Source organism: Streptomyces sp. RerS4 (assembly GCF_023515955.1).
Classification (GTDB): Bacteria; Actinomycetota; Actinomycetes; order Streptomycetales; family Streptomycetaceae; genus Streptomyces.
This window is the reverse complement of the sequence record NZ_CP097322.1, coordinates 6,231,113-6,252,932: the sequence shown is the minus strand read 5'-3', so window position 1 is coordinate 6,252,932 and position 21,820 is coordinate 6,231,113. Positions and strand designations below refer to the sequence as shown.

The window sequence follows — 21,820 nt, the reverse complement described above, 5'->3', positions numbered from 1 at the left end:
ACGCGGGGCCGATGGCCGCAATGACGGGCATCCCACCTATCCGGCCATCGGTCGGGTGGCGACCGACGGCCGCCGGGGGCGCGGCGGGGCGCGGATAGGATCGGGGCATCATGACTGCAACCCTCGTCGCCAAGAAGCTCACCGCCGCGCACGGTGAGCGCACCCTCTTCGCCGATCTCGACCTCGTCGTGGCACCCGGCGACGTCATCGGCCTGGTCGGCGTCAACGGCGCCGGGAAGTCGACCCTGCTGCGGATGCTCGCCGGGCTCGACACCCCCGAGACCGGCGAGACGCGGCTCTCGCCGCCCGGCGCGGCCGTCGGCCACCTTCCCCAGGAGCCGGAGCGCCGCGACGGCGAGTCGATCCGGGAGTTCCTCGCCCGCCGCACCGGGGTCGCGGCCGCGCAGACGGAGCTGGACGCGGCCACGCAGGGCCTCGTGGACGGCACCCCGGGCGCGGACGACGCGTACGCGGACGCCCTCGACCGCTGGCTGAACCTGGGCGGCGCGGATCTCGACGAGCGGGCCGAGGAGGTCTCCGCCGAGCTCGGGCTCACCGTGAGCCTGGACCTGCCGATGTCGGCCCTGTCCGGCGGACAGGCCGCGCGGGCCGGTCTCGCCTCGCTCCTGCTGTCCCGCTACGACGTCTTCCTCCTCGACGAGCCCACCAACGACCTGGACCTCGCCGGTCTGGAGCGGCTGGAGCAGTTCGTGAAGGGGCTGCGCGCGGGCACGGTCGTCATCAGCCACGACCGCGAGTTCCTCACCCGGACCGTCACCAAGGTCCTCGAACTCGACCTGGCCCAGCAGCAGATCAACCTCTACGGCGGCGGCTACGAGTCCTATCTGGAGGAGCGCGAGCGCGCCCGCGGTCACGCCCGCGAGGAGTTCGAGGAGTTCGCGGGCAAGAAGGCGGCCCTGGAGGGCCGGGCGCAGATGCAGCGCAACTGGATGGACAAGGGCGTGCGCAACGCCCGCCGCAAGGCGAGCGACAACGACAAGATCGGCAAGAACCTGCGCGGGGAGTCGAGCGAGAAGCAGGCCGCCAAGGCCCGCCAGACGCAGCGCGCGATCGAGCGGCTGGAGGTCGTCGAGGAACCGCGCAAGGAGTGGGAACTGCGCATGGAGATCGCGTCGGCCCCGCGCTCCGGCTCGGTGGTCGCGACCCTGCGCGAAGCCGCCGTGCGACGCGGGGACTTCAGCTTCGGCCCGGCCAGCCTCCAGATCGACTGGGCGGACCGGGTCGCGATCACGGGGGCGAACGGCGCCGGCAAGTCCACTCTGCTCGCGGTGTTGTTGGGGCGGCTCGCCCCCGACTCCGGCGCCGCCACCCTCGGTTCGGGGGTGCTGGTCGGCGAGGTCGACCAGGCGCGCGGGCTGTTCCTCGGTGACGAGCCGCTGCTGGAGGCGTTCTGCGCGGCCGTCCCGGACACCGAACCGGCCGAGGTCCGTACCCTGCTGGCCAAGTTCGGCCTGAAGGCGGCGCACGTCCTGCGTCCGGCGGCGACCCTCTCCCCGGGCGAGCGCACCCGGGCGGCGCTGGCGCTGCTCCAGGGGCGCGGGGTGAACCTGCTGGTCCTGGACGAGCCGACTAACCACCTCGACCTGCCGGCGATCGAGCAGCTGGAGTCCGCCCTCGACGCGTACGAGGGGACCTTGCTGCTGGTCACCCACGACCGCCGCATGCTGGAGGCCGTCTCGGTGACCCGCCGCCTGCGCGTGGAGGACGGCCGGGTCACCGAGCTCTAGGGGGTGTCTTCCGGATCAGGCCGGGCTCGCGGTGGCCGGCACCGCACCGCGCCTCGCCGCGTTGTCGTCGGTCGCCGACGCTCCGCGTCGACTCCCTCCTCCGCCTTGCGATGCACGGCACCGACCACCGCTCCCTGATCCGGCCTGATCCGAAAGACACCCCCTAGGCTGCCGCCAGAGCCGGGAAGGCTACTCGGTTGCTCGGGGCTACTCGGGGCCCTTCTCGGGGCCGCGGTGTGCGCGGTCCCGCGCGCGGTCCCGCCCAGGGCGGTCGAGCCGGGAGGCCTCGTCCGTGTCCGCGGCCCGGACGGGGCCGGGCTTGGGTTCCTTGTCCGCCGGTCGTTCGACGTGCGGCTTGCGGTGCTGTCGGTCGTCGTCCTCGTCGTGGAGCGGGACGCCTCCGGATCCGCCTTGGTCGTCCATGGCACGCCCTCCTCTCGCCCAGCGGGTGCCCGGGGGGCCGGCACGCAAACCGGATCCGGCGCACACCGGATCCGGTCAGGCCGTCCGCTCCTGCGGGGGCCGGCGCTCGCGGGCCATCCTGCGGGCCACGAATCCGCGCGGGAGATGGCGGGCGGCGAAGGCGTACGCCTGGTAGCGGCGGCCCGTGACGCTGATCGGGCGGCGCCGGGCGAGGTCGCGCAGGGCCTGGTCCACGACGGCCTCCGGCTCCAGCCACACCTGGTCGCGCAGGGCGCTGACGTCCATCCCGGCCCGCTCCTGGAACTCGGTTCGGGTGAAGCCCGGCACGACGGCCAGCACGCGCACCCCGTAGGGCTCCATGTCGACGCGCAGCGACTCGCTGAAGGCGGTGACCCAGGCCTTGGCGGCCCCGTAGGTGCCGGTCGGCAGCAGGCCCGCGACGGAGGAGACGTTCAGCACCGCGCCCCGGCGCCGCTCGCGCAGGCCCGGGAGCAGGGCGTGGGTGAGCCGCAGCGGGACCTTCACCAGCAGGTCGAGCATCCGCTCCTCGTCCTCGTACGGGCTGTACGGGAAGGGCGCGGGCAGCCCGAAGCCGGCGTTGTTGACCAGGACGTCCACCGGCCGGGCGGGGTCGGCGAGCCGGGCGGCGACGGCCTCGCGGTCCTCGGTGTCGAGCAGGTCGGCGGGGAGCACCTCGCAGACCGTCCCGAACTCGCGGCCGAGTCGCTCGGCGACGGCCTCCAGGCGTTCCTTGTCGCGGGCGACGAGGACCAGGGCACACCCCTTGGCGGCGAAGCCGCGCGCGAAGGCGGCGCCGAGGCCGGCACTGGCTCCGGTGATGAGTACGGTCGTGGTCAACTGGGCTTCACTTCCTGTGGTGTCGATCGGGAGATCGGAAGATCGGGCGGACGATGGAGCCGGGCGTCACGCGGTGCGCGGGGCGAAGGCGCGCGCCGCCCGGGAGTCGTAGGCCTGCGCGACGTCGACCAGGAAGCGGGCCTCGCCCTCCAGGTCGCCGCCCTCCCCGGACGTCTGGATCTCGGCGGGCAGTTCGAGACCGGCGGCCTGCCCGGCCGCTCCCGGCAGCCCGGCGAGCTTGGCCTGCCGGGCCTCCTTCAGTACGCAGGCCAGCGCCGCGGCCGCGCGCCGCGGCTCGGGGACCCCGCTCCCCGCGACGTGGCTGCGCGCCCGCTCGGCCGCGCCCGGGGCCACGTACTCGCCCAGGATCAGGATCGCGTCGCGGGTCTCGATCACCTTGCGGTAGACGAGCAGGTCGCGCGGTACGGGCGGCCACAGCAGTTCCATGACCCGGCCGGCGCGGGGCTTGGAGAGCACCACGTGCGGGACGGCCTGGACGAGGTCGCGCCACAGCGGCCACAGCCGCCAGGCGGTGGCGATGTCGGCGGTGGTGCGGCGCAGGGTGAACAGCGTCGGGACCAGGATCGCGGCGGCCCGCAGCAGCCCGTGCAGGTTCATCAGCAGCGGCAGGGCGGGCGTCGCCCAGGTGCTGCCGAACAGGGCCTTGAGCAGGTACGCGAACCAGAACAGCCCGGCCAGGGCGGTGCCCAGGCCGAAGAGGCGCAGTCCGACGGCCAGGCCCCGACTCTCGGTGCGCCGACTGTAGCGCCAACAGACGTGGACGCAGACGGTGTTGGCGACCAGGTGGGCGGAGATCAGGACGAGCCAGTAGGCGAGCGAGGGCACCGGTTCGCCGTCGGCCGGGATGGTGTGGGGGCCGTGCGCGGGGGCGGTCCGGTCCAGGGTGATCAGGAGGCCCAGCCAGAGGACCGTCCCGGCCCAGGAGGCGCGTTGGAGGCGCGGGCCTCGGGTGGCGGCAGCGACGAAGTAGAGCACCGCGCCCGCGGACAGGACACCGATCAGGTTGCGGACGAGGCCGACGGTGTGCGCGTAGCCGGGATCGCGGCTCATGGCGTAGGCGACGACGGCGGGCAGGTTCAGCGTCATCGCGGCGGCCGCGCTGGCGACGGCGAGCCACAGCCCGCGCTGCTGCGGGGAGCGCAGGGCGCCGGGGGCCCGCAGCAGGACGGCGATCCACAGGGCGAGCACGCCGGGGACGGCCAGCCGCTCGCCGAGGGCGAGCAGCTCAGCCCCCATCGCGCACGTCCCGCTCGTAGCCCATGGCGGACTCCAGCCGCGCGAGCGCGCCCCGGGGGGCGGCGGCGAGCCGGGGGTGGCGGGGACCGGAGGTGCGGATGCGGACGCGGATCATGCTGGCGAGCATCTCCGCCTCCCGCTCCTGGCGGGTGGTGTAGTTGGTGCGGCCGAGGATGACGGGGGCCCGGCCGTCGTTCTCCTCGCCGTCGAGGGAGTGGTGGTCGAAGAGGATGTGCCCCAGTTCGTGCAGCACGATGTGCTCGCGGTGCAGGGGGGTGGTGCGGTCCTCGTAGAAGACGTAGTCGACCGTGTCCGTGCCGACCCACAGTCCGCAGACCCCGGATTCGGCGGCCTCCCTGGGCAGCGGGTGCAGGCGGATGGGGCGGCCGCGCCGTTCGGCGAGTCGGGCACAGAGGATGTCGAGGGACAGCGGGTGCGAGAGGTCCATATGACCGAGAATCACCTCGCACCTTTTGCGCAGTCCGGCATTCCTATGCATCTGCGGTTCCCTTTTCGGACCCTTTCTCGGGCAGCGTCGGTAGGCGTGGGTGGGTGGCGACATGGCGTCCTGAGCCTTGAGGCGGCCTCGGGGGTGGGGTCCCGGAGGGGAAAGCACGGAACGCCCGTTCGCGCGTGACGAACGGGCGTTCCACCATCCCTACCGAGGCGCCCGGGTGGTTGGCAAGGCATTCCCGCTGGTGGGGGTGCCTATTCGGCCATTCCTGCCGGTCGGTGCCCGGGGTGCCCACGAGCTCCTCCGCGCGCCTCCGCGCCTACGAGCGCCTGCGGCCCTCCTCGGGGCCGGTGAGGCCGGCCCGGCGCAGGGCGTCGGCCATGGCGCTGTTGGCCGGCGCGGGCGCCGAGGAGGCGCGACCGCCGCCGCCCTGACCGCCCTGGCGCCGGTCACCGGCGCGCCGCCCCTGACCGCCCTGGCCCTGGCCCTGGCCCTGGCCCTGGCCCTGGCCTTGGCCTTGGCCCTGGCCGCCCCGCTGCCCTGGCGGCGCCGCCCCGCTGCCCTGGCCGGCGCCGCGCTGCTGCGGGGCCGACCGCCACCGCGGCGCTCCTCGCGCCGCTCGTCGCGCTGGCGGGGCGCTCCGGCGCCGCGCTCGGCGCCGGCCTCGTCCTCCAGGCGCAGGGTCAGGGAGATCCGCTTGCGCGGAATGTCCACGTCCATGACCTTGACCCGGACGATGTCGCCGGGCTTGACCACGTCGCGCGGGTCCTTGACGAAGGTCTTCGACAGGGCCGAGACGTGCGCGAGGCCGTCCTGGTGGACGCCGATGTCGATGAAGGCGCCGAAGGCGGCCACGTTGGTGACCACCCCTTCCAGGATCATCCCGGGGGCCAGGTCGCCGATCTTCTCGACGCCCTCCTTGAAGGTGGCCGTCTTGAAGGCGGGGCGCGGGTCCCGGCCCGGCTTCTCCAGCTCGCGCAGGATGTCGGTGACCGTCGGGAGACCGAAGGACTCGGTGACGAACTGCTCGGGCCGCAGGGAGCGCAGGACGGAGGTGTTGCCGATCAGGGCGGCCACCTCGGCTCCGGCGGTCTTGCCCATCGCCCGCACCACCGGGTAGGCCTCGGGGTGGACGCTGGAGAAGTCCAGCGGGTCGTCGCCGCCGCGGATGCGCAGGAAGCCGGCGCACTGCTCGTACGCCTTCGGGCCGAGGCGGGCCACGTCCTTGAGGCCCTTGCGGCTGCGGAAGGGGCCGTTGGCGTCGCGGTGGGCGACGATGTTCTCGGCGAGGGTGGCGCTGATGCCCGAGACCCGCGACAGGAGCGGCGCGGAGGCGGTGTTGACGTCGACGCCGACGCCGTTCACACAGTCCTCGACGACCGCGTCGAGGGAGCGCGACAGCTTCACCTCGGACAGGTCGTGCTGGTACTGGCCGACACCGATGGACTTCGGGTCGATCTTGACGAGCTCGGCCAGCGGGTCCTGGAGCCGGCGGGCGATGGAGACCGCGCCGCGCAACGACACGTCCATGCCGGGCAGTTCCTGCGAGGCGAACGCCGAGGCCGAGTACACGGAGGCGCCGGCCTCCGAGACCATCACCTTGGTGAGCTTCAGCTCCGGGTGGCGGGTGATGAGGTCGCCGGCGAGCTTGTCGGTCTCGCGGGAGGCGGTGCCGTTGCCGATGGCGACGAGTTCCACCGCGTGTTCCTTCGCGAGGCGGGCGAGCTTCGCGAGGGACTCGTCCCACTTGTTGGCGGGAACGTGCGGATGGATCACGTCCGTGGCGACGACCTTGCCGGTCGCGTCGACGACGGCCACCTTGACGCCCGTACGGAAACCCGGGTCCAGGCCGAGGGTGGCGCGGGTGCCGGCGGGGGCGGCGAGGAGCAGGTCGCGCAGGTTCGCCGCGAAGACCCGTACGGCCTCGTCCTCGGCGGCGGCGCGCAGCCGGGTCCGCAGGTCGATGCCCAGGTGCACCTGGATCTTGGTGCGCCAGGCCCAACGGACCGTGTCCGCGAGCCACTTGTCGCCGGGGCGGGCGCGGTCGGCGACGCCGAAGCGGCGGGCGATCAGGCCCTCGTACGTGGACGGGCCGGGGGTGTCGGCGTCCTCGGGGGCCTCGGGCTCCAGGTCGAGGACGAGGACGTCCTCCTTCTCGCCGCGCAGCATGGCGAGGACGCGGTGCGAGGGGAGGTCGGTGAAGGGCTCGGCGAAGTCGAAGTAGTCGGCGAACTTGGCGCCCGCCTCTTCCTTGCCCTCGCGGACCTTCGCGGCCAGGCGGCCGCGGCTCCACATGCGTTCGCGCAGCTCGCCGATCAGGTCGGCGTCCTCGGCGAACTTCTCGGTGAGGATGGCGCGGGCGCCCTCCAGGGCGGCGGCCGGGTCGGCGACGCCCTTGTCGGGGTCGACGAACGCGGCAGCGGCGGCGGCCGGTTCGACGGAGGGGTCGGCCAGCAGGCCTTCGGCCAGGGGCTCCAGGCCGGCCTCGCGGGCGATCTGGGCCTTGGTGCGGCGCTTGGGCTTGAAGGGGAGGTAGATGTCCTCCAGCCGGGCCTTGGTGTCGGCCGCGTGGATCCGGGCCTCCAACTCGGCGTCGAGCTTGCCCTGCTCCCGTACGGAGTCGAGGACCGCCGCGCGGCGGTCCTCCAGCTCGCGCAGGTACCGCAGCCGCTCCTCCAGGGTGCGCAGCTGGGCGTCGTCGAGCATCTCGGTCGCTTCCTTGCGGTAGCGCGCGATGAACGGCACGGTGGAGCCGCCGTCGAGCAGCTCGACGGCGGCCTTGACCTGCCGCTCCCGTACGCCGAGCTCCTCGGCGATCCTGCCTTCGATGGACATCGTCACTGTGCGGTCCCGCCTGCCTTCGTTTGCGTGGAAGGCTGCCAATTGTGGCAGGTGGCGATGACGGACGTCGGGAGGCCTGCGGGTCGGCGTCGGGAGGGGCGGCGCGTGACGGTCAGGCCTTGCCCATGAGGTCGGCCGGGAATGCGCCTCCGAGCATGGCCTGTCGGACGAATCCGCCGCCGAGTTCGTGGAGGCGGGCGAGGCCGGCGGCGCCGAGGTGCTCGTAGGGGGCGGCGTCGAGCCGGTCGGTCTCGGCCTCCAGGCGTTCGCGTACGGCGGCGCCCGCTTCGGTGAGTTCGCCGGCGGCGTCCAGGATGCCGCGGGCGCGGAGCCGGTCGGCGGCGGCGTCGAGGTCGTCCTGCTGCCAGCCGCGGATGCTCTTGACCCACTTCGGGCTCATGCCGTGGCCGGTGGCCGTGTGGCTGACCAGGGCTTCGAGGGGGTCGAGGTCGGTGATGAGGAGCGCGGCGAGGTGGCCGTCGCCGCGGTGTTCGCGCAGCAGGGTGGTGGCGTGCCACAGGCGCAGGTGTGCCTCGTCGGGGACGGGGAGGTCGGCGTGGGCGGCGTAGAGGGTCCGGCCGTGCCGGGTGCAGGCCTCGGCGGCGCGCAGGGCGAGTTCGGCGGCCTCGGCGAGCTCGGGCGAGGCGATGGTCTCGGGGCCGAGGACGCGGCGCAGGGTGGTGTCGACGGCGCGCAGCCGGGCGGCGAGGGCCTGCTCGGGCGAGACGGTGTCCCAGACGGCCGGCAGGTGCGTGGCGACGAGGTCGTGGCGGTAGTTGTAGAACGCGGCGGTGACCGCGCCGGGCCCGACGGCGCCCATGGCGGCGGAGCGGGAGGCGAGGTTGACGGCGACGCCGTCGGTGACGCCGAGGGCGGCGTACTCGGTGGCGAGGTCGCGCGAGAAGTAGACGGTGGAGTGGAAGGGGTTGATGGCGGCGTGCCAACAGCGGCGGGCGGCGAGCTCGGGAAGCGTCATGCCCCGCAGGTTACCGACCGCTCAGTATGTCCGGTAGCCCGGGGGTCAGGTCGGTGGGGCGGGTGGGGTGGGCGGGCGGGCGGGAGGGAGGAGTGACCCCGGTCGTTTCCGGCCGTTCTCGCGTCGGCCGCGCCGTTCGACACGGCCGGTCCGGCGGCGCGTACGGGCTCCGCCGGTCCGGCGCCCGTACGGGGCTCCGGTCGCGGCGTCCGGGCTTCCCCCCGCGCCGCGACGCCCGGACGGGTGTCCGCTGAGCGGGGTGTGACGGCCGAATGGCGATCGTGTGACAGCGACGGCCATGGACATGACGTGGGCCACCGGGGGTGAATACGGTCGAACGCATCGGCCTCCCCTACCACTTGGAGCTCATCGTGCGCCGCACAGTCATCGCCCCGAGCGTGCTCGCCGCTTCCCTGCTGCTGGTGATCCCGGCATCCGCGGCGAGCTCGACTCCCGGCGCCCCGGGTCTCGGCGACCCGTACTACCCGGCCAACGGGAACGGCGGCTACGACGTCTCCCACTACGACCTGCGCCTGCGCTACCAGCCGACGACGGACCTGCTGGAGGGCACCGCCACCCTCCTGGCCACCGCCAAGCAGGACCTGTCGCGCTTCAACCTCGACTTCGGCCTGAAGGTCAGCGAAGTCCGCGTCAACGGGGTCAAGGCGAAGTTCGCCACCTCCGGCGCCCACGAGCTGGAGGTGACCCCCGCGCAGCCGCTGCGGCGCGACAAGCAGGCCACTGTCGTCGTCACCTACGCGGGCAAGCCCTCGGAGTTCAAGGTCGACGGCTGGTCGGCCTGGCAGCGCACCCCGGACGGCGGTGTCGCGGCGCAGGAACCCGAGGCGGCGGCCTGGTGGTTCCCGAGCAACGACCACCCGCTCGACAAGGCCACCTTCGACGTGTCGATCAACGTCCCGGACGGCACCCAGGCCATCAGCAACGGCGTCCTGCAGTCGCAGTCCTCCAAGCTCGGCTGGACCCGCTACAACTGGCGCTCCAACAAGCCCCAGGCCACCTACCTGGCCACCCTGGCCGTCGGAAAGTTCGACATCACCACGGACACGACGGCGAACGGCCTGCCGATCCTCAACGCCTACAGCAAGGACCTCGGCGACAACGCGGGCGCGGCGCGGGCGAGCATCGAGCGGACCGGCGAGGTCGCGGAGTGGCTGGAGGGGGTCTTCGGCCCGTACCCCTTCAACGCGTTGGGCGGTTACGTGCCCAACGTGCCCAGCGGTTTCGCCCTGGAGACGCAGACCCGCCCCTTCTACAGCCCGCGCCAGTTCGCGAACGGCTCCAACATCCAGGTGGTCGTCCACGAGCTGGCCCACCAGTGGTACGGGGACAGCGTCTCCGTCGACAACTGGAAGGACATCTGGATCAACGAGGGCTTCGCCCGCTACAGCCAGTGGCTGTGGTCGGAGAAGGAGGGCGAGGGCACCGCGCGCGAGCTGGCCGAGTGGACGTACGCCTCCCGCCCGGCGGAGGACCCGTTCTGGCAGGTCAAGCCGGGTGACCCGGGCGCGGACAAGCAGTTCCACGGGGCGGTCTACGACCGTGGCGCGATCGCCGTCCAGGCGCTGCGCGACGAGGTCGGCGACGAGGCGTTCTTCCGGATCCTCAAGGGCTGGCCGACCGAGCGGGCCTACGGCAACGCCAAGGTCGGGGACTTCGTGCGCTACGCGGAGAAGATCACGAGCAAGCCGCTGGCGCAGCTGTTCGAGACCTGGCTGTACACCCCGGGCAAGCCGGCCTACGGCACCCCCGCCGGCCCGGCCTCCGGTGCCCGCTCGCTCCAGGCCCCGGCCGAGCAGCCGGTGGAGCCGAAGTCGTGGAAGAAGATCGCCGAGACGAACACCGTCCACGACCGCGACGACCACGGCCACTGATCCCGGCCGACCCGCGCGCCGGGGCCCTCAGAAGGTCCCGGCGCGCCGGCGCGCCCGCGCGGAACGGGCGATCGGCAGGTAGCGCAGCCGCTCGGGCAGCAGCGGTACGAGGAGCCGCGCGGCCGTGCTGAACCGCCGCAGCCGGCGCTCCTGCGCGGGGGTCCACTCCAGGCCGATGGCGGCCCGCGCCTCGGGCGGCATGTAGCCGACGGTGACGAAGGCCCGGAAGCGCAGGTAGGCGACCCGCAGGAGCGGCCAGGTCAGGCGCAGGAGCAGCCGTGCGAGGCGCGAGCGGGGCTCGGGGCAGGGCAGCGGCGTGTCGGTGGCGACCAGCTCGCGGGCGACCTTGGTCGGCTCGATCTCCTCGGCCAGCATCCGGCGGTAGTAAGGCCAGAACTCCTCGATGGTCTGGGGCATGTCACGGTCGCGCAGCCCCAGGATGCGCCCCACCTGAAGCCACTCGCGATACAGCTGCCGTTCCTGGGCGGGGGTGATCGGGCGGAACAGGTAACGGCCCGCGTAGCGCGAGATGGGGAACCCGGTGGCGTGCACCCAGGCGTAGCAGGCCGGGTCGAGGGAGTGGTAGCGGCGGCCCCGGGTGTCGGTGCCCTGGATCCCCTTGTGCAGGCGGCGGACCCGGCGCCCTTCGGCGGCGGCCTCGTCCCCGCCGTACACCCACAGTTGCACGGAGCGCAGCGAACGCTCACCGCGTCCCCAGGGGTCGGTGCGGAAGACGGAGTACTGGTCGACGCCGGCGCCGACCGCGGGGTGGGCGACCTGGAGGGTGAAGGCGGCGGGCAGGGTCAGCAGGGAGCGGATGTCGCCCGCGGTGCCCCAGAGCACCCCGCCGGGCGGCGGCGGCTCGGGGTCGCGGCGCCGGTCGCGGTCGTGGTCGTGGCCGCTCTCGGTCCCGGACGTCGTCTTCGTGCTCATCCGTGCTCCCCCGGCCTGTCCTGTAACGGTCCTTCCAGTATTCACCCCTTCCTCCCTGGTACCGGATCCGGCCCGCCCGGGGGGCCCGCGCACGATGGCCTCGGTCCGGACAGAAAGTCTTGTCACGGGTGTTACCCAGAGGTAACCGCGGCTGCTTGGATGACGGCGTCGATCTTCCTCGTCCCCTTTCGGAGACCCCCATGCCGCAGATCTCCCACCGCCGTCACCGGGCCGCCGCCACGGCCGTGGCCGCCCTCGCCGCCGGCTCCCTGGCCCTCGTCACCGCGCCCACCGCCACGGCCGCCGAGGCGGCCGCGACCCCGCGGCTGAGCGTGCTGACGTACAACGTGTTCCTGATGAGCAAGAACCTCTACCCGAACTGGGGCCAGGACCACCGCGCCAACGAGATCCCGAAGGCGTCCTTCTACCAGGGCCACGACGTGGTCGTGCTCCAGGAGGCCTTCGACAACGGCGCCTCGGACGCGCTGAAGGCGAACTCCGCCTCCCGCTACCCCTACGCGACCCCGGTCGTGGGCCGCGGCAAGAGCGGCTGGGACGCGACGGGCGGCGCCTACTCCTCCACCACGCCGGAGGACGGCGGTGTGATGATCCTCAGCAAGTGGCCGATCGTCCGCAAGGAGCAGGTCGTCTACAAGGACGCCTGCGGCGCCGACTGGTGGTCGAACAAGGGCTTCGCCTACGCCGTCCTGGACGTCAACGGCACCAAGGTCCACGTCGTCGGCACGCACGCCCAGTCCACCGACCCCGGCTGCGGCGCCGGCGAGGCCGCGCAGATGCGCGCCCGCCAGTTCAAGGCCATCGACGCCTTCCTGGACGCGAAGAACATCCCGGCGGGTGAGCAGGTCATCGTGGCGGGCGACATGAACGTCGACTCCCGCACCCCCGAGTACGCCTCGATGCTGGCCGACGCCGACCTGGCCGGCACCGACACGCGTACGGGGCACCCGTACTCCTTCGACACGGCGCTCAACTCGATCGCCAAGTACCGCTACCCGAGCGACCCCCGCGAGGACCTGGACTACGTCCTCTACCGCAAGGGCAACGCGCGCCCGGCCGGCTGGAACAACAACGTGGTCAACGAGGTCTCGGCGCCCTGGACGGTCTCCAGCTGGGGCACCTCGTACACCTACACCAACCTCTCGGACCACAACCCGGTCATCGGGTCCTGACGTCCGCGCGGCCTCGTGCCGCCCTCGCCCGGCGGGTGGGCGAACCGCCCGCCGGGCTCGGCCGTACCCGTCAGGCGACGGGGTACGGGTCCTCGTACAGCGCCTCGATCAGCGGGCCGTACTTCTCCCGGACCACCCGGCGGCGCAGCTTCAGCGAGGGGGTCAGCTCACCCGACTCCGGGCCCCACTCCCCGTGGAGCACCCGGTAGCGCTTGATCTGCTCGGTGCGGTTGAGGCGGGCGTTGGCGGCCTCCACCGCGCGCCCGATCTCCTCCAGGACGGCGGGGTGCGCCGCCAGCGCGCCCGCGTCCCGGACCTCGATGCCCCGGGCCGCGGCCCAGACGGGGGCCAGCTCGGGGTCCAGGACCAGCAGGGCGACCAGGTAGGAGCGGCCGTCGCCGTGCACCAGGGCCTGGCCGATCAGTGGGTGTTCCTTGACGGTGTTCTCCACCAGGGCCGGCGAGACGTTCTTGCCGGTGGAGGTGATGATGAGTTCCTTCTTGCGGTCGGTGATCCACAGGAAGCCGTCCTCGTCGATCCGGCCGACGTCCCCGGTGGGGAACCAACCGTCCGCGTCGGCCGCGCTCTCCACCGTGCCGTCGGGGCGCAGGTAGCCGTCGAAGACGGTCTCGCCGCGCGTGAGGATCTCCCCGTCCGCGGCGACCTTCAGCTCCAGGCCCTCGATGGGCCGGCCCACCGAGCCCAGCCGGAAACCGTCCGGGCTGTTGACGGTGCACACGCCGGCGGTCTCCGTCAGCCCCCACGCGTCCATGATGGTGATCCCCCAGCCCGCCCAGAAGCGGACCACGTCGATCGGCATCGGCGCGGTGGCGCTCGCCGTCCACACCAGCCGGTCCAGCCCCGCCAGGCCCAGCAACGGGTCCAGCACCTGTTCCTTGACGCGGGCGTACGAGGCTTCGAGCGCGGCCGGGACCTCCTCCCCGCGTTCGCGGTGCCCGGACCGGGCCCGTGCCACGTCGCCCGCCTCCGCGATGGCCCGCTGCTGCTCCTCGGGCAGGCGGGCCAGCACGGCCCGTACGCCGGCGGCCAGCTTCTCCCAGACCCGGGGCACCCCGAAGAACTGCACCGGGCGCAGTTCGCGCACCGCGACGGCCACGGTGGCGGGGTCGGCGACGAGGCGGACGTGGGCGGCGCGCAGCAGGGGGAGGTAGATGCCGAGGATGCGCTCGGCGATGTGGGCGAAGGGGAGGTAGCAGATGTGGTCGGCGTGCTCGGGGAGTTCCACGTTCCGGTCGAGGCGGACGGCCTGGAGCACGATGTTGCGGTGGGTGAGGCGTACGCCCTTGGGGTCACCGGTGGTTCCCGAGGTGTAGACGACGGTGAGCGGGTCCTCGGGGCGGCTCTCGCGCCAGGCCTTCTCGAAGGCGTCGGCGCGGTGCGCGCGGGTCCCGGCTGCGTGGACGGAGCCGTACGTGCGGTGGGCGCCCGCCTCGGCGGCCTCGGCGACGACGAGCCGCTCGAGTGGCACGTCGGCGTCGGCGAGCAGCGGTTCCCACCGGGCGAGTTCGCGGGCGCCCTCGACGACGGCCAGCCGGGCCCGGCTGTGGCGGACGATGTGGGCGATCTGCTCGGGCGCGGAGGTTCCGTAGACGGTGACGGGGACGGCGCCGAGGTGGACGAGGGCGAGGTCGCTGATCCAGTGCTCGGGGCGGTTTCCCATCATGAGCAGGACGTGTTCGCCGCGCTCGACGCCGAGGGCGGCGTAGCCGGCGGCGAGGACCGCGACCTCGCGGCGGACCTCGCTCCAGGTGAGGGTGGTCCACGATGCGCCCTCGCGCCAGGACAGCGCGGGCAGCTGCCCGTGCGCGTCGGCGTTGCGGGCCAGCAGGGCGGGGAGGGTGAGCTCTTCGGGGCGTCCGGGCAGGGGCAGGTTCGTGGGCATGAGCGGCTCCTGGACGTTTCACATCGTTGGTGCGACAGCAATACTGTTGAACCCAAGCTGTGGAGCAGAGAGCGAGGCGCAGACGATGGCCGACCGGGCGACCGAGCCGATGCTCACCGTCGACGAGCTGGCGTCGAAGGCCGGTGTCACCGTCCGCACCGTACGTTTCTACAGCACGCGGGGGCTTTTGCCCCCTCCCGTGATCGGACCCCGTCGGGTGGGCCACTACGGCCCCGAGCACCTGTCGCGGCTGGCGCTGATCGAGGAGTTGCAACACCAGGGCATGACCCTGTCGGCGATCCAGCGCTACCTGGACGCGTTGCCCGACGACCTGAGCGCGCACGACCTGGCGATCCACCGGGCCCTGGTGGCCACCTGGGCCCCGGACGCGGCGCGGGAGGTCTCGCGGGCCGAGTTGGAGCGGCGGGCCGGCCGCAGCCTGTCGGACGGCGACCTGCGTCGGCTGACCGCGATGAACGTGCTGGCGGCGGCCGGTGACGGCTTCCGGGTGGACGTGGGGCTGCTGCGGCTCGGGGTCGCGCTGCTCGACGTACCGATCGCGCACGAGACGATCCTGACGGCCCGCCGGATGCTGCTGGACCACGCGCGCACGGCCGCGCACCAGTTGACGGCCCTGTTCCGGGACGAGGTGTGGGGCCCGTTCACCGAGGGCGAGAGCGATCCGGAACGGGTGGAGTCGATGAAGGCCCTGTCGGCGCACATGCAGCCGATGGTGGTACAGGCCCTGGTGACGGCCTTCCAGCGCTCACTGCGCGACGAACTGCGGGCGGCGTTCACCCCGGAGACCGAGTGAACGCCGCCCGCCGCCGGGTGGGTTACCGACTCACACACCGCCTTCGATGAGCGTCCAGCCCGAGGAGACGTTGTCCAGCGCGCCGACGTTGCGGTAGACGCCGCCGGTGAGCGTGGAGGTCCATGCGGTGCCGTCCGTCTTGTAGAAGAACAGGCTGTCCGCGGTCCGGCCCACCGTGTTCCACAGGCCCGAGGTGCCGGTCTCGCGGAACTCGCCGACCCTGCCGTTGGTCGCCGTCGTGACCCGGTACCGCAGTTGCGAGTCGGTCTTCGCCATGCCCATGACCGAATCCTTGGTCGCGACGAGCGTTCCGAGGAACACGTCCCGGTCCCTGTTGGCCACGTGCTTGTACTCGCCGCCCTGGAGCATCCCGAACCCGACGTTGCTCTCCGGGAACTCGACCGAGCCCCTCCTGCTCGTCGTGGCGACCAGCGTGTCGCAGGAGGCGGCCATGAACGCCCAGCCCTTGCTGAAGTTGTCGTAGCTGCGTACCTGCTGGTACCTGCCGTTCTTCAGCGTGCCGGTGCCTCCGTGGCCGGTGGCGGAGTTGTAGGCGATCACCGAATCGCCCGAGGCCTCCAGGTGGGTCCACCCGGTCGAGAAGTTGTCGTAGGTCTGGACGCGCTGGTACCGGCCTCCGGTGAAGGTGCCGCTCTCCCCGGCCCCGGTGCCCGCGTTGTACAGCAGCAGCGAGTCGCGGCTCGCGGCGGCGTGCGTGTACCCGGCGGGAAGGCGCTGCGCTCCCGTGTAGGTCCAGCGACCGGCGGACAGGGTGCCGGTGCCCGCCTCGCCGCTGCCGCTCTTGTAGAAGAAGAGCGAGGTGTTCGGGGTGGTCTGGTCGCAGTACGGTGATGCGATCGCGGGCGTCGTCGGCGCCGCCAGAACGACGGCCAGCGCGGACGTGGCCACTGCGACCACCAGGGACTTCCTCATGGTTCTCCCCGTTCTTCGCGTTGTTCGCGCGTGACGAGTGATCCCCCGAGCCGGGCACGGACCGGCGGGAATACACGTGCCCGTCCATCGTGCGCCGGGTCCGGCGCCGGCGCATCCCGGGGCCCCGCGGGCGGCGGGCACCCCTGCGGGAAGATCCCAGGGGAGCGGGGCCGGCGGAGTGGGGCGGGCCACGGTGAACGCCCCGTGGCGCACGGTAGGTTCGGGGTCATGGCAGTCATCCACCACACCACGATGTCCCCCGGCAAGCTCGAACTCCTCGCCGACTGGTTGCCCTCGCGGCCCTGGTACCGGGGCGTCTCGGCGGCCCCCGAGCTGGCGAAGGCCGGCGGGTTCCGGCTCGACGACCCCGAGGGCGAGGTGGGCATCGAGTTCATGGTGGTCACCGACACCTCGGGTGGCGTCCCCGTCTCCTACCTGGTTCCGCTCGCCTACCGCGGAGCCCCGCTGGAGGGCGGCGAGGCCGGACTGATCGGCACCTCCGAGCACGGCGTGCTGGGCACGCGCTGGATCTACGACGGGACCCGGGACCCGGTCCTGGTGGCGCAGTTGCTGGAGCTGCTCGCGGGCCGGGCGACCGCGCAGGACCAGGACACCACCGGCGCCCCCGACCCGACGGTGGAGGTCCGCGCGGCCGGCTCCGGCGTACCGGCCGGGGCGCGGGCCGGGGCCGGGGCCGTGACGGCGGTGTCGGAGACGGAAACGGCCACGGAACTCACACCGGCCGCCTCGGCGGTGCTGTCGCTGTCGCGGGTGCTGGAGCCCGGAGCGGGCCCGGAGCCGGTCGGGCAGGGCGCGCGGGTCCTGGCCGAGTGGACGACCCCGGACGGCGCCCGCCTGCGCGGGCTGTTCGCCCTGCTGCGGGGCGGGGCCGACCACTGAGCCCGGGGGCGTGCGGACGCGTAGGCCGCACGCCCCCTCGCGTACTCAGTCGGCGTACGTCTCGCCGCGCTCCGCCTTCGCGACCAGCGAGGCGGGCGGGGTGAAGCGCTCGCCGTAGGCCGCGGCCAGGTCACGGGCACGGGCCACGAAGCCGGCGAGGCCGCCCTCGTAGCCGTTGATGTACTGGATCACGCCGCCGGTCCAGGCCGGGAAGCCGATGCCCATGATGGAGCCGATGTTGGCGTCGGCGATCGAGGTGAGCACGCCCTCGTCGAGGCAGCGGACGGTGTCCAGGGCCTCGGAGAAGAGCATCCGCTCCTTCATGTCCTCGAAGGGGATCTCGGCGTCCGGCTTGGCGAAGTGCTCGCGCAGCCCCGGCCAGATGCCGGCGCGCTTGCCGTTCTCGTCGTACACGTAGAAGCCGGCCCCGCCGCTGCGGCCGGGGCGCTCGAACTCGTCCACCATGCGGTCGATGACCCGGTCGGCCGGGTGCTCGGTCCAGGTCAGGCCCTTCGCCTCGATGGCCTTGCGGCTCTCGTCGCGGATCTTGCGCGGCAGGGTCAGGGTCAGCTCGTCCATCAGGGAGAGCACCTTGGCCGGGTAGCCGGCCTGGGCGGCGGCCTGCTCGATCGAGGCGGGCTCGATGCCCTCGCCGACCATCGCGACGCCCTCGTTGATGAACTGGCCGATGACGCGCGAGGTGAAGAAGCCGCGCGAGTCGTTGACCACGATCGGGGTCTTGTTGATCTGGCGGACCAGGTCGAAGGCGCGGGCGATGGCCTCGTCGCCGGTGGCCTCGCCCTTGATGATCTCCACCAGCGGCATCTTGTCGACCGGCGAGAAGAAGTGCAGGCCGATGAAGTCGGCGGGACGCGAGACCCCTTCGGCGAGGCCGGTGATGGGCAGCGTGGACGTGTTGGAGCACAGCAGCGCGTCCGGGGCGACGACGTCCTGGATCTCCTGGAACACCTTGTGCTTGAGGGCGGTGTCCTCGAAGACGGCCTCGATGACGGCGTCGCAGCCGGCGAGGTCGGCGGCCTCGGCGGTCGGGGTGATCCGGGCCAGCAGCTCGGCGCGCTGTGCCTCGGTGGTACGGCCCCGGGAGAGGGCCTTGTCGAGGAGCTTCTCGGAGTACGCCTTGCCCTTCGCGGCGGCCTCGGCGGTGACGTCCTTCAGCACAACCTCGATGCCCGCGCGGGCACAGGAGTACGCGATGCCGGCGCCCATCATCCCGGCGCCGAGGACCGCGACCTTGCGGACCTTGCGCGGCTCGATCCCCCGCGGGCGGCTGCGGCCGGCGTTGACGGCCTGGAGGTCGAAGAAGAACGCCTGGATCATGTTCTTGGCGGTCTGCCCGGTGACCAGCTCGGTGAAGTACCGGGCCTCGATGGTCAGCGCGGTCTCGAAGTCCACCTGGGAGCCCTCGACGGCGCAGGCCAGGATGTTGCGCGGGGCCGGGTACGGGGCCCCGTTCAGCTGCTTCTTCAGGTTCGCGGGGAAGGCCGGCAGGTTGGCGGCGAACCGCGGGTTGGACGGCGTACCGCCCGGGATCTTGTAGCCGGGGACGTCCCAGGGCTGCTTCGACTCCGGGTTCGCGTCGATGAAGGCGCGGGCCTTGGCGAACATCTCCTCGGGCGTGGCGGCCAGTTCGTGGATCAGGCCGTTGTCCAGGGCGCGCCGCGGGTTGTACTGGGTGCCCTGGAGCAGGACCTTGAGCAGCGCGTCGGCGATGCCCATCAGGCGCACGGTGCGGGTGACGCCGCCGCCGGCCGGGAGGAGGCCGAGGGTGACCTCGGGCAGGCCGATCTTGGAGCCGGGGGCGTCGAGGGCGACGCGGTGGTGGGAGGCGAGGCAGATCTCGTAACCGCCGCCCAGGGCCGCCCCGTTGATGGCGGCGACGACGGGCTTGCCGAGGGTCTCGATGCGGCGCAGCGAGCGCTTGATCTCGGTGCCGGTGTCGAAGGCGATCCGCGCGTCGGCGGGGCGCAGCCGGATCATGTCCTTGAGGTCGCCGCCGGCGAAGAAGGTCTTCTTGGCGGAGGTGTAGATGATGCCCCGGATGGAGTCCTTCTCGGCCTCGGCGCGGTCGGCGATGGCCGCGATGGAGTCCTTGAAGGCCTGGTTCATCGTGTTGGCGGACTGGTTGGGGTCGTCGAGGGTCAGGGTGACGACGCCGGTCTCGTCCTGTTCCCAGCGGATCGTGGTGGACTCGCTCATTTTTCTCGCTACTTCCGTGTCAGAGAGGAGGTCTGGGGGATACAGGACGTGCTTCAGAGCCGCTCGACGATCGTGGCGACGCCCATGCCGCCGCCGACGCAGAGGGTGACGAGGCCGTAGCGCTTGTCCTGGCGCTCCAGTTCGTCGATGACGGTGCCCAGCAGCATCGCGCCGGTGGCGCCGAGGGGGTGGCCGAGCGCGATGGCGCCGCCGTTGACGTTGACCTTGTCGAGGGAGACGCCCATGTCCTTGACGAAGCGCAGCACGACGCCGGCGAAGGCCTCGTTCATCTCGATCAGGTCGATGTCGTCGATGGTCAGGCCGGCCTTGGCGAGGGCCTTGCGGGTGGCCGGGGCGGGGCCGGTGAGCATGATGGTGGGCTCGGAGCCGGAGACGGCCGCGGAGACGATGCGGGCGCGGGGCGTGAGGCCGCCCCGCTCGCCGGCCTCCTTCGAGCCGATGGCGACGAGCGCGGCGCCGTCGACGATGCCGGAGGAGTTGCCCGCGTGGTGGACGTGGTCGATCTTCTCGACCCAGTGGTACTTCTGCAGGGCCACCGCGTCGAAGCCGCCGAGCTCGCCGATGTCGGCGAAGGAGGGCTTCAGCTTGGCCAGGGTGTCTGCGGTGGTGCCGGGGCGGACGAACTCCTCGTGGTCCAGGACGACGAGGCCGTTGCGGTCGGTGACGGGGACGACGGACCCGGCGAAGCGGCCGTCCTTGATGGCGGTGGCGGCGCGCTCCTGTGACAGGGCGGCGTACTCGTCCACGTCACGCCGGGAGAATCCCTCGATGGTGGCGATCAGGTCGGCGCCGATGCCCTGCGGGACGAAGCCGGTGTCCCAGTTGGTCATGGGGTCGGCGAACCAGGCGCCGCCGTCGGAGGCCATCGGGACGCGGGACATGGACTCCACGCCGCCCGCGAGGACGAGGTCCTCCCAGCCGGAACGGACCTTGGCGGCAGCCAGGTTGACGGCCTCCAGGCCCGAGGCACAGAAGCGGTTCTCCTGGACGCCGGCCACGGTGTCCGGGAGCCCGGCGGCGATGGCCGCGATGCGGGCGATGTCGGAGCCCTGGTCGCCGACCGGGCCGACGACGCCGAGGACGATGTCGTCGATGGTCGCCGGGTCCAGGTCGGGGTGGCGCTCGCGCAGGGCGTGGATGAGGCCGACGACCAGGTCGATCGGCTTGGTGCCGTGCAGGGCGCCGTTGGCCTTGCCGCGCCCGCGCGGGGTGCGGATCGCGTCGTATACGTAAGCTTCGGTGCTCACTGGTCAAGCCTTTCGGAGGTGTGCGGGAGAGTGTGCGAGGGGAGTGCGAGGGCGGTGTGCGAGGGGGAGGTCAGCCGAGCAGGGAACGACCGATGATCTCTTTCATGATCTCGGTCGTGCCGCCGTAGATGGTCTGGATGCGGCCGTCGGTGAACGCCCGCGCGACCCGGTATTCCGTCATGTACCCGTAGCCGCCGTGTAGTTGCAGGCAGCGGTCGGCGACCCGCTTCTGCAGCTCGGTGGCCCACCACTTGGCCATCGAGGCGTGGACGTGGTCCAGTTCGCCGTGGGAGTGGTCGATGATGCAGCGGTCGAGGAAGGTGCGGGTGACGGCGCATTCCGTGGCCATCTCCGCGATCTCGAAGCGGATGTGCTGGAGCTTGGACAGCGGCCGGCCGAACGCCTCGCGCTCCTTCACGTACCGGGTGGTGATCTCCAACAGGTACTCGGCGGCGGCGATGCCGGCCATCGCGATGCCCATCCGCTCCTGCGCGAGGTTGGTCATCAGGTGGACGAAGGCGCCGTTGAGCTCGCCGAGCAGGTTCTCCTTGGGGACGCGCACGTCGTTGAAGAACAACTCCGCGGTGTCCTGGGCCTTCTGGCCGATCTTGTCGAGGTTGCGGCCGCGTTCGAAGCCCTCCGCGCCGCGCTCCACGACGAGCAGGGACAGTCCGTGCGCGCCGCCCTCGGGGGTGGTCTTCGCGACGACGATCACCAGGTCGGCGAGGATGCCGTTGGAGATGAAGGTCTTGGAGCCGTTGAGCAGCCAGTGGTCGCCGCGGTCCTCGGCGGTGGTGCGGATCCCCTGGAGGTCGGAGCCCGCGCCGGGCTCGGTCATCGCGATCGCCGTGATGGTCTCGCCGGAGCAGAAGCCGGGCAGCCAGCGGCGCTTTTGCTCCTCGGTGGCCAGCGAGGTCAGGTACGGGCCGATGATGTCGTTGTGCAGGCCTATCGCCAGGCCGGGGGCGCCCGCCCGGGTGAACTCCTCGGCGATGACGGCGGCGTAGCGGAAGTCCGGGTTGCCCCCGCCGCCGTACTCCTCGGGGACGGCGAGGCCCAGCAGCCCCTGGCGGCCGGCGGCGAGCCAGGCCTCACGGCTGACGATGCCGTCCTTCTCCCACTGCTCGTAGTGCGGCAGCACCTCCTTGGTCAGGAAGGTGCGGACGGTCTCGCGGAACGCCTCGTGGTCGGCGTCGAAGATCCTGCGCTGCAT

General features: G+C 72.4%; 16 protein-coding genes and 1 pseudogene. 5 read left to right on the top strand and 12 right to left on the bottom strand.

The annotated features are described in order from the left end of the window. Nucleotides 1-110: 110 nt before the first annotated feature. Nucleotides 111-1,748 (top strand): ABC-F family ATP-binding cassette domain-containing protein, encoded by a 1,638-nt coding sequence (locus tag M4D82_RS28090; protein ID WP_249769083.1) that lies wholly within the window; start codon nt 111-113, stop codon nt 1,746-1,748. 207 nt (nt 1,749-1,955) lie between these two features. On the opposite strand, the gene M4D82_RS28085 is transcribed toward M4D82_RS28090, so the two are convergent. The 6 genes and pseudogenes from M4D82_RS28085 to M4D82_RS28060 form a co-directional block, all read right to left on the bottom strand. Then, nucleotides 1,956-2,171 (bottom strand): hypothetical protein, encoded by a 216-nt coding sequence (locus M4D82_RS28085; RefSeq protein ID WP_249769081.1) that lies wholly within the window; start codon nt 2,169-2,171, stop codon nt 1,956-1,958. 75 nt (nt 2,172-2,246) lie between these two features. After that, a complete protein-coding gene (locus tag M4D82_RS28080) occupies nt 2,247-3,029 on the bottom strand; it encodes an SDR family NAD(P)-dependent oxidoreductase (RefSeq protein WP_249769079.1) in 783 nt (260 codons plus the stop codon). A gap of 66 nt (nt 3,030-3,095) precedes the next feature. Beyond that, entirely contained in the window at nt 3,096-4,286 is a 1,191-nt protein-coding gene (locus tag M4D82_RS28075; protein WP_249769069.1) for an MAB_1171c family putative transporter, read from the bottom strand. Continuing rightward, nucleotides 4,276-4,734, bottom strand: a complete 459-nt coding sequence (locus M4D82_RS28070) for a M78 family metallopeptidase domain-containing protein (protein ID WP_249769059.1) — start codon at nt 4,732-4,734, stop codon at nt 4,276-4,278. Before M4D82_RS28070 ends, M4D82_RS28075 begins: the two co-directional genes overlap by 11 nt. Nucleotides 4,735-5,059: 325 nt before the next feature. Further along, nucleotides 5,060-7,581 (bottom strand): annotated as a pseudogene (locus M4D82_RS28065) (Tex family protein). A 112-nt stretch (nt 7,582-7,693) separates the two neighbouring features. Then, the gene (locus M4D82_RS28060) at nt 7,694-8,557 is read right to left on the bottom strand and encodes an SCO6745 family protein (RefSeq protein ID WP_249769057.1); all 864 of its coding nucleotides are present in this window, start codon (nt 8,555-8,557) and stop codon (nt 7,694-7,696) included. Nucleotides 8,558-8,928: 371 nt separating this feature from the next. On the opposite strand from M4D82_RS28060, the gene M4D82_RS28055 reads away from it, so the two are divergent. Then, complete coding sequence (locus M4D82_RS28055; RefSeq protein ID WP_249769047.1) at nt 8,929-10,449, top strand: M1 family metallopeptidase; 1,521 nt, start codon at nt 8,929-8,931, stop codon at nt 10,447-10,449. A gap of 27 nt (nt 10,450-10,476) precedes the next feature. Here the strand turns inward: M4D82_RS28055 and M4D82_RS28050 are convergent, their stop codons facing one another. After that, complete coding sequence (locus tag M4D82_RS28050; RefSeq protein ID WP_249769045.1) at nt 10,477-11,382, bottom strand: oxygenase MpaB family protein; 906 nt, start codon at nt 11,380-11,382, stop codon at nt 10,477-10,479. 200 nt (nt 11,383-11,582) lie between these two features. Here M4D82_RS28050 and sph point away from each other — a divergent pair, with 200 nt between their 5' ends. After that, on the top strand, nt 11,583-12,572 hold the full coding sequence (gene sph / locus M4D82_RS28045; protein ID WP_249769033.1) for a sphingomyelin phosphodiesterase: 990 nt from the start codon (nt 11,583-11,585) through the stop codon (nt 12,570-12,572). Nucleotides 12,573-12,642: 70 nt separating this feature from the next. Here the strand turns inward: sph and M4D82_RS28040 are convergent, their stop codons facing one another. Continuing rightward, a complete protein-coding gene (locus M4D82_RS28040) occupies nt 12,643-14,475 on the bottom strand; it encodes an AMP-dependent synthetase/ligase (protein ID WP_249769031.1) in 1,833 nt (610 codons plus the stop codon). Nucleotides 14,476-14,560: 85 nt separating this feature from the next. Between M4D82_RS28040 and M4D82_RS28035 the strand changes: the two genes are divergently transcribed. Beyond that, the gene (locus M4D82_RS28035) at nt 14,561-15,289 is read left to right on the top strand and encodes a MerR family transcriptional regulator (RefSeq protein WP_249769019.1); all 729 of its coding nucleotides are present in this window, start codon (nt 14,561-14,563) and stop codon (nt 15,287-15,289) included. A gap of 30 nt (nt 15,290-15,319) precedes the next feature. On the opposite strand, the gene M4D82_RS28030 is transcribed toward M4D82_RS28035, so the two are convergent. Continuing rightward, nucleotides 15,320-16,222, bottom strand: a complete 903-nt coding sequence (locus M4D82_RS28030; RefSeq protein WP_249769017.1) for a hypothetical protein — start codon at nt 16,220-16,222, stop codon at nt 15,320-15,322. Nucleotides 16,223-16,450: 228 nt separating this feature from the next. Between M4D82_RS28030 and M4D82_RS28025 the strand changes: the two genes are divergently transcribed. After that, nucleotides 16,451-17,122: a maltokinase N-terminal cap-like domain-containing protein gene (locus M4D82_RS28025; RefSeq protein ID WP_249769015.1), complete on the top strand. Its 672-nt coding sequence runs from the start codon at nt 16,451-16,453 to the stop codon at nt 17,120-17,122. A gap of 45 nt (nt 17,123-17,167) precedes the next feature. On the opposite strand, the gene M4D82_RS28020 is transcribed toward M4D82_RS28025, so the two are convergent. From M4D82_RS28020 to M4D82_RS28010, 3 genes are all read right to left on the bottom strand, one after another. Then, the gene (locus tag M4D82_RS28020) at nt 17,168-19,339 is read right to left on the bottom strand and encodes a 3-hydroxyacyl-CoA dehydrogenase NAD-binding domain-containing protein (protein ID WP_249769013.1); all 2,172 of its coding nucleotides are present in this window, start codon (nt 19,337-19,339) and stop codon (nt 17,168-17,170) included. Between the two features lie 53 nt (nt 19,340-19,392). Further along, a complete protein-coding gene (locus M4D82_RS28015) occupies nt 19,393-20,607 on the bottom strand; it encodes an acetyl-CoA C-acetyltransferase (protein ID WP_249769000.1) in 1,215 nt (404 codons plus the stop codon). A 70-nt stretch (nt 20,608-20,677) separates the two neighbouring features. Then, nucleotides 20,678-21,820: an acyl-CoA dehydrogenase family protein gene (locus M4D82_RS28010; protein ID WP_249768998.1), complete on the bottom strand. Its 1,143-nt coding sequence runs from the start codon at nt 21,818-21,820 to the stop codon at nt 20,678-20,680.

Excerpts from the sequence above, each read along its gene's own strand:
- M4D82_RS28020 (WP_249769013.1), bottom strand. The coding sequence starts at position 19,339 with ATGAGCGAGTCCACCACGATCCGCTGGGAACAGGACGAGACCGGCGTC.
- M4D82_RS28090 (WP_249769083.1), top strand. The coding sequence starts at position 111 with ATGACTGCAACCCTCGTCGCCAAGAAGCTCACCGCCGCGCACGGTGAG.
- sph (WP_249769033.1), top strand. The coding sequence starts at position 11,583 with ATGCCGCAGATCTCCCACCGCCGTCACCGGGCCGCCGCCACGGCCGTG.
- M4D82_RS28010 (WP_249768998.1), bottom strand. The coding sequence starts at position 21,820 with ATGCAGCGCAGGATCTTCGACGCCGACCACGAGGCGTTCCGCGAGACC.
- M4D82_RS28085 (WP_249769081.1), bottom strand. The coding sequence starts at position 2,171 with ATGGACGACCAAGGCGGATCCGGAGGCGTCCCGCTCCACGACGAGGAC.
- M4D82_RS28030 (WP_249769017.1), bottom strand. The coding sequence starts at position 16,222 with ATGAGGAAGTCCCTGGTGGTCGCAGTGGCCACGTCCGCGCTGGCCGTC.
- M4D82_RS28060 (WP_249769057.1), bottom strand. The coding sequence starts at position 8,557 with ATGACGCTTCCCGAGCTCGCCGCCCGCCGCTGTTGGCACGCCGCCATC.
- M4D82_RS28070 (WP_249769059.1), bottom strand. The coding sequence starts at position 4,734 with ATGGACCTCTCGCACCCGCTGTCCCTCGACATCCTCTGTGCCCGACTC.
- M4D82_RS28050 (WP_249769045.1), bottom strand. The coding sequence starts at position 11,382 with ATGAGCACGAAGACGACGTCCGGGACCGAGAGCGGCCACGACCACGAC.
- M4D82_RS28075 (WP_249769069.1), bottom strand. The coding sequence starts at position 4,286 with ATGGGGGCTGAGCTGCTCGCCCTCGGCGAGCGGCTGGCCGTCCCCGGC.
- M4D82_RS28035 (WP_249769019.1), top strand. The coding sequence starts at position 14,561 with ATGGCCGACCGGGCGACCGAGCCGATGCTCACCGTCGACGAGCTGGCG.
- M4D82_RS28025 (WP_249769015.1), top strand. The coding sequence starts at position 16,451 with ATGGCAGTCATCCACCACACCACGATGTCCCCCGGCAAGCTCGAACTC.
- M4D82_RS28040 (WP_249769031.1), bottom strand. The coding sequence starts at position 14,475 with ATGCCCACGAACCTGCCCCTGCCCGGACGCCCCGAAGAGCTCACCCTC.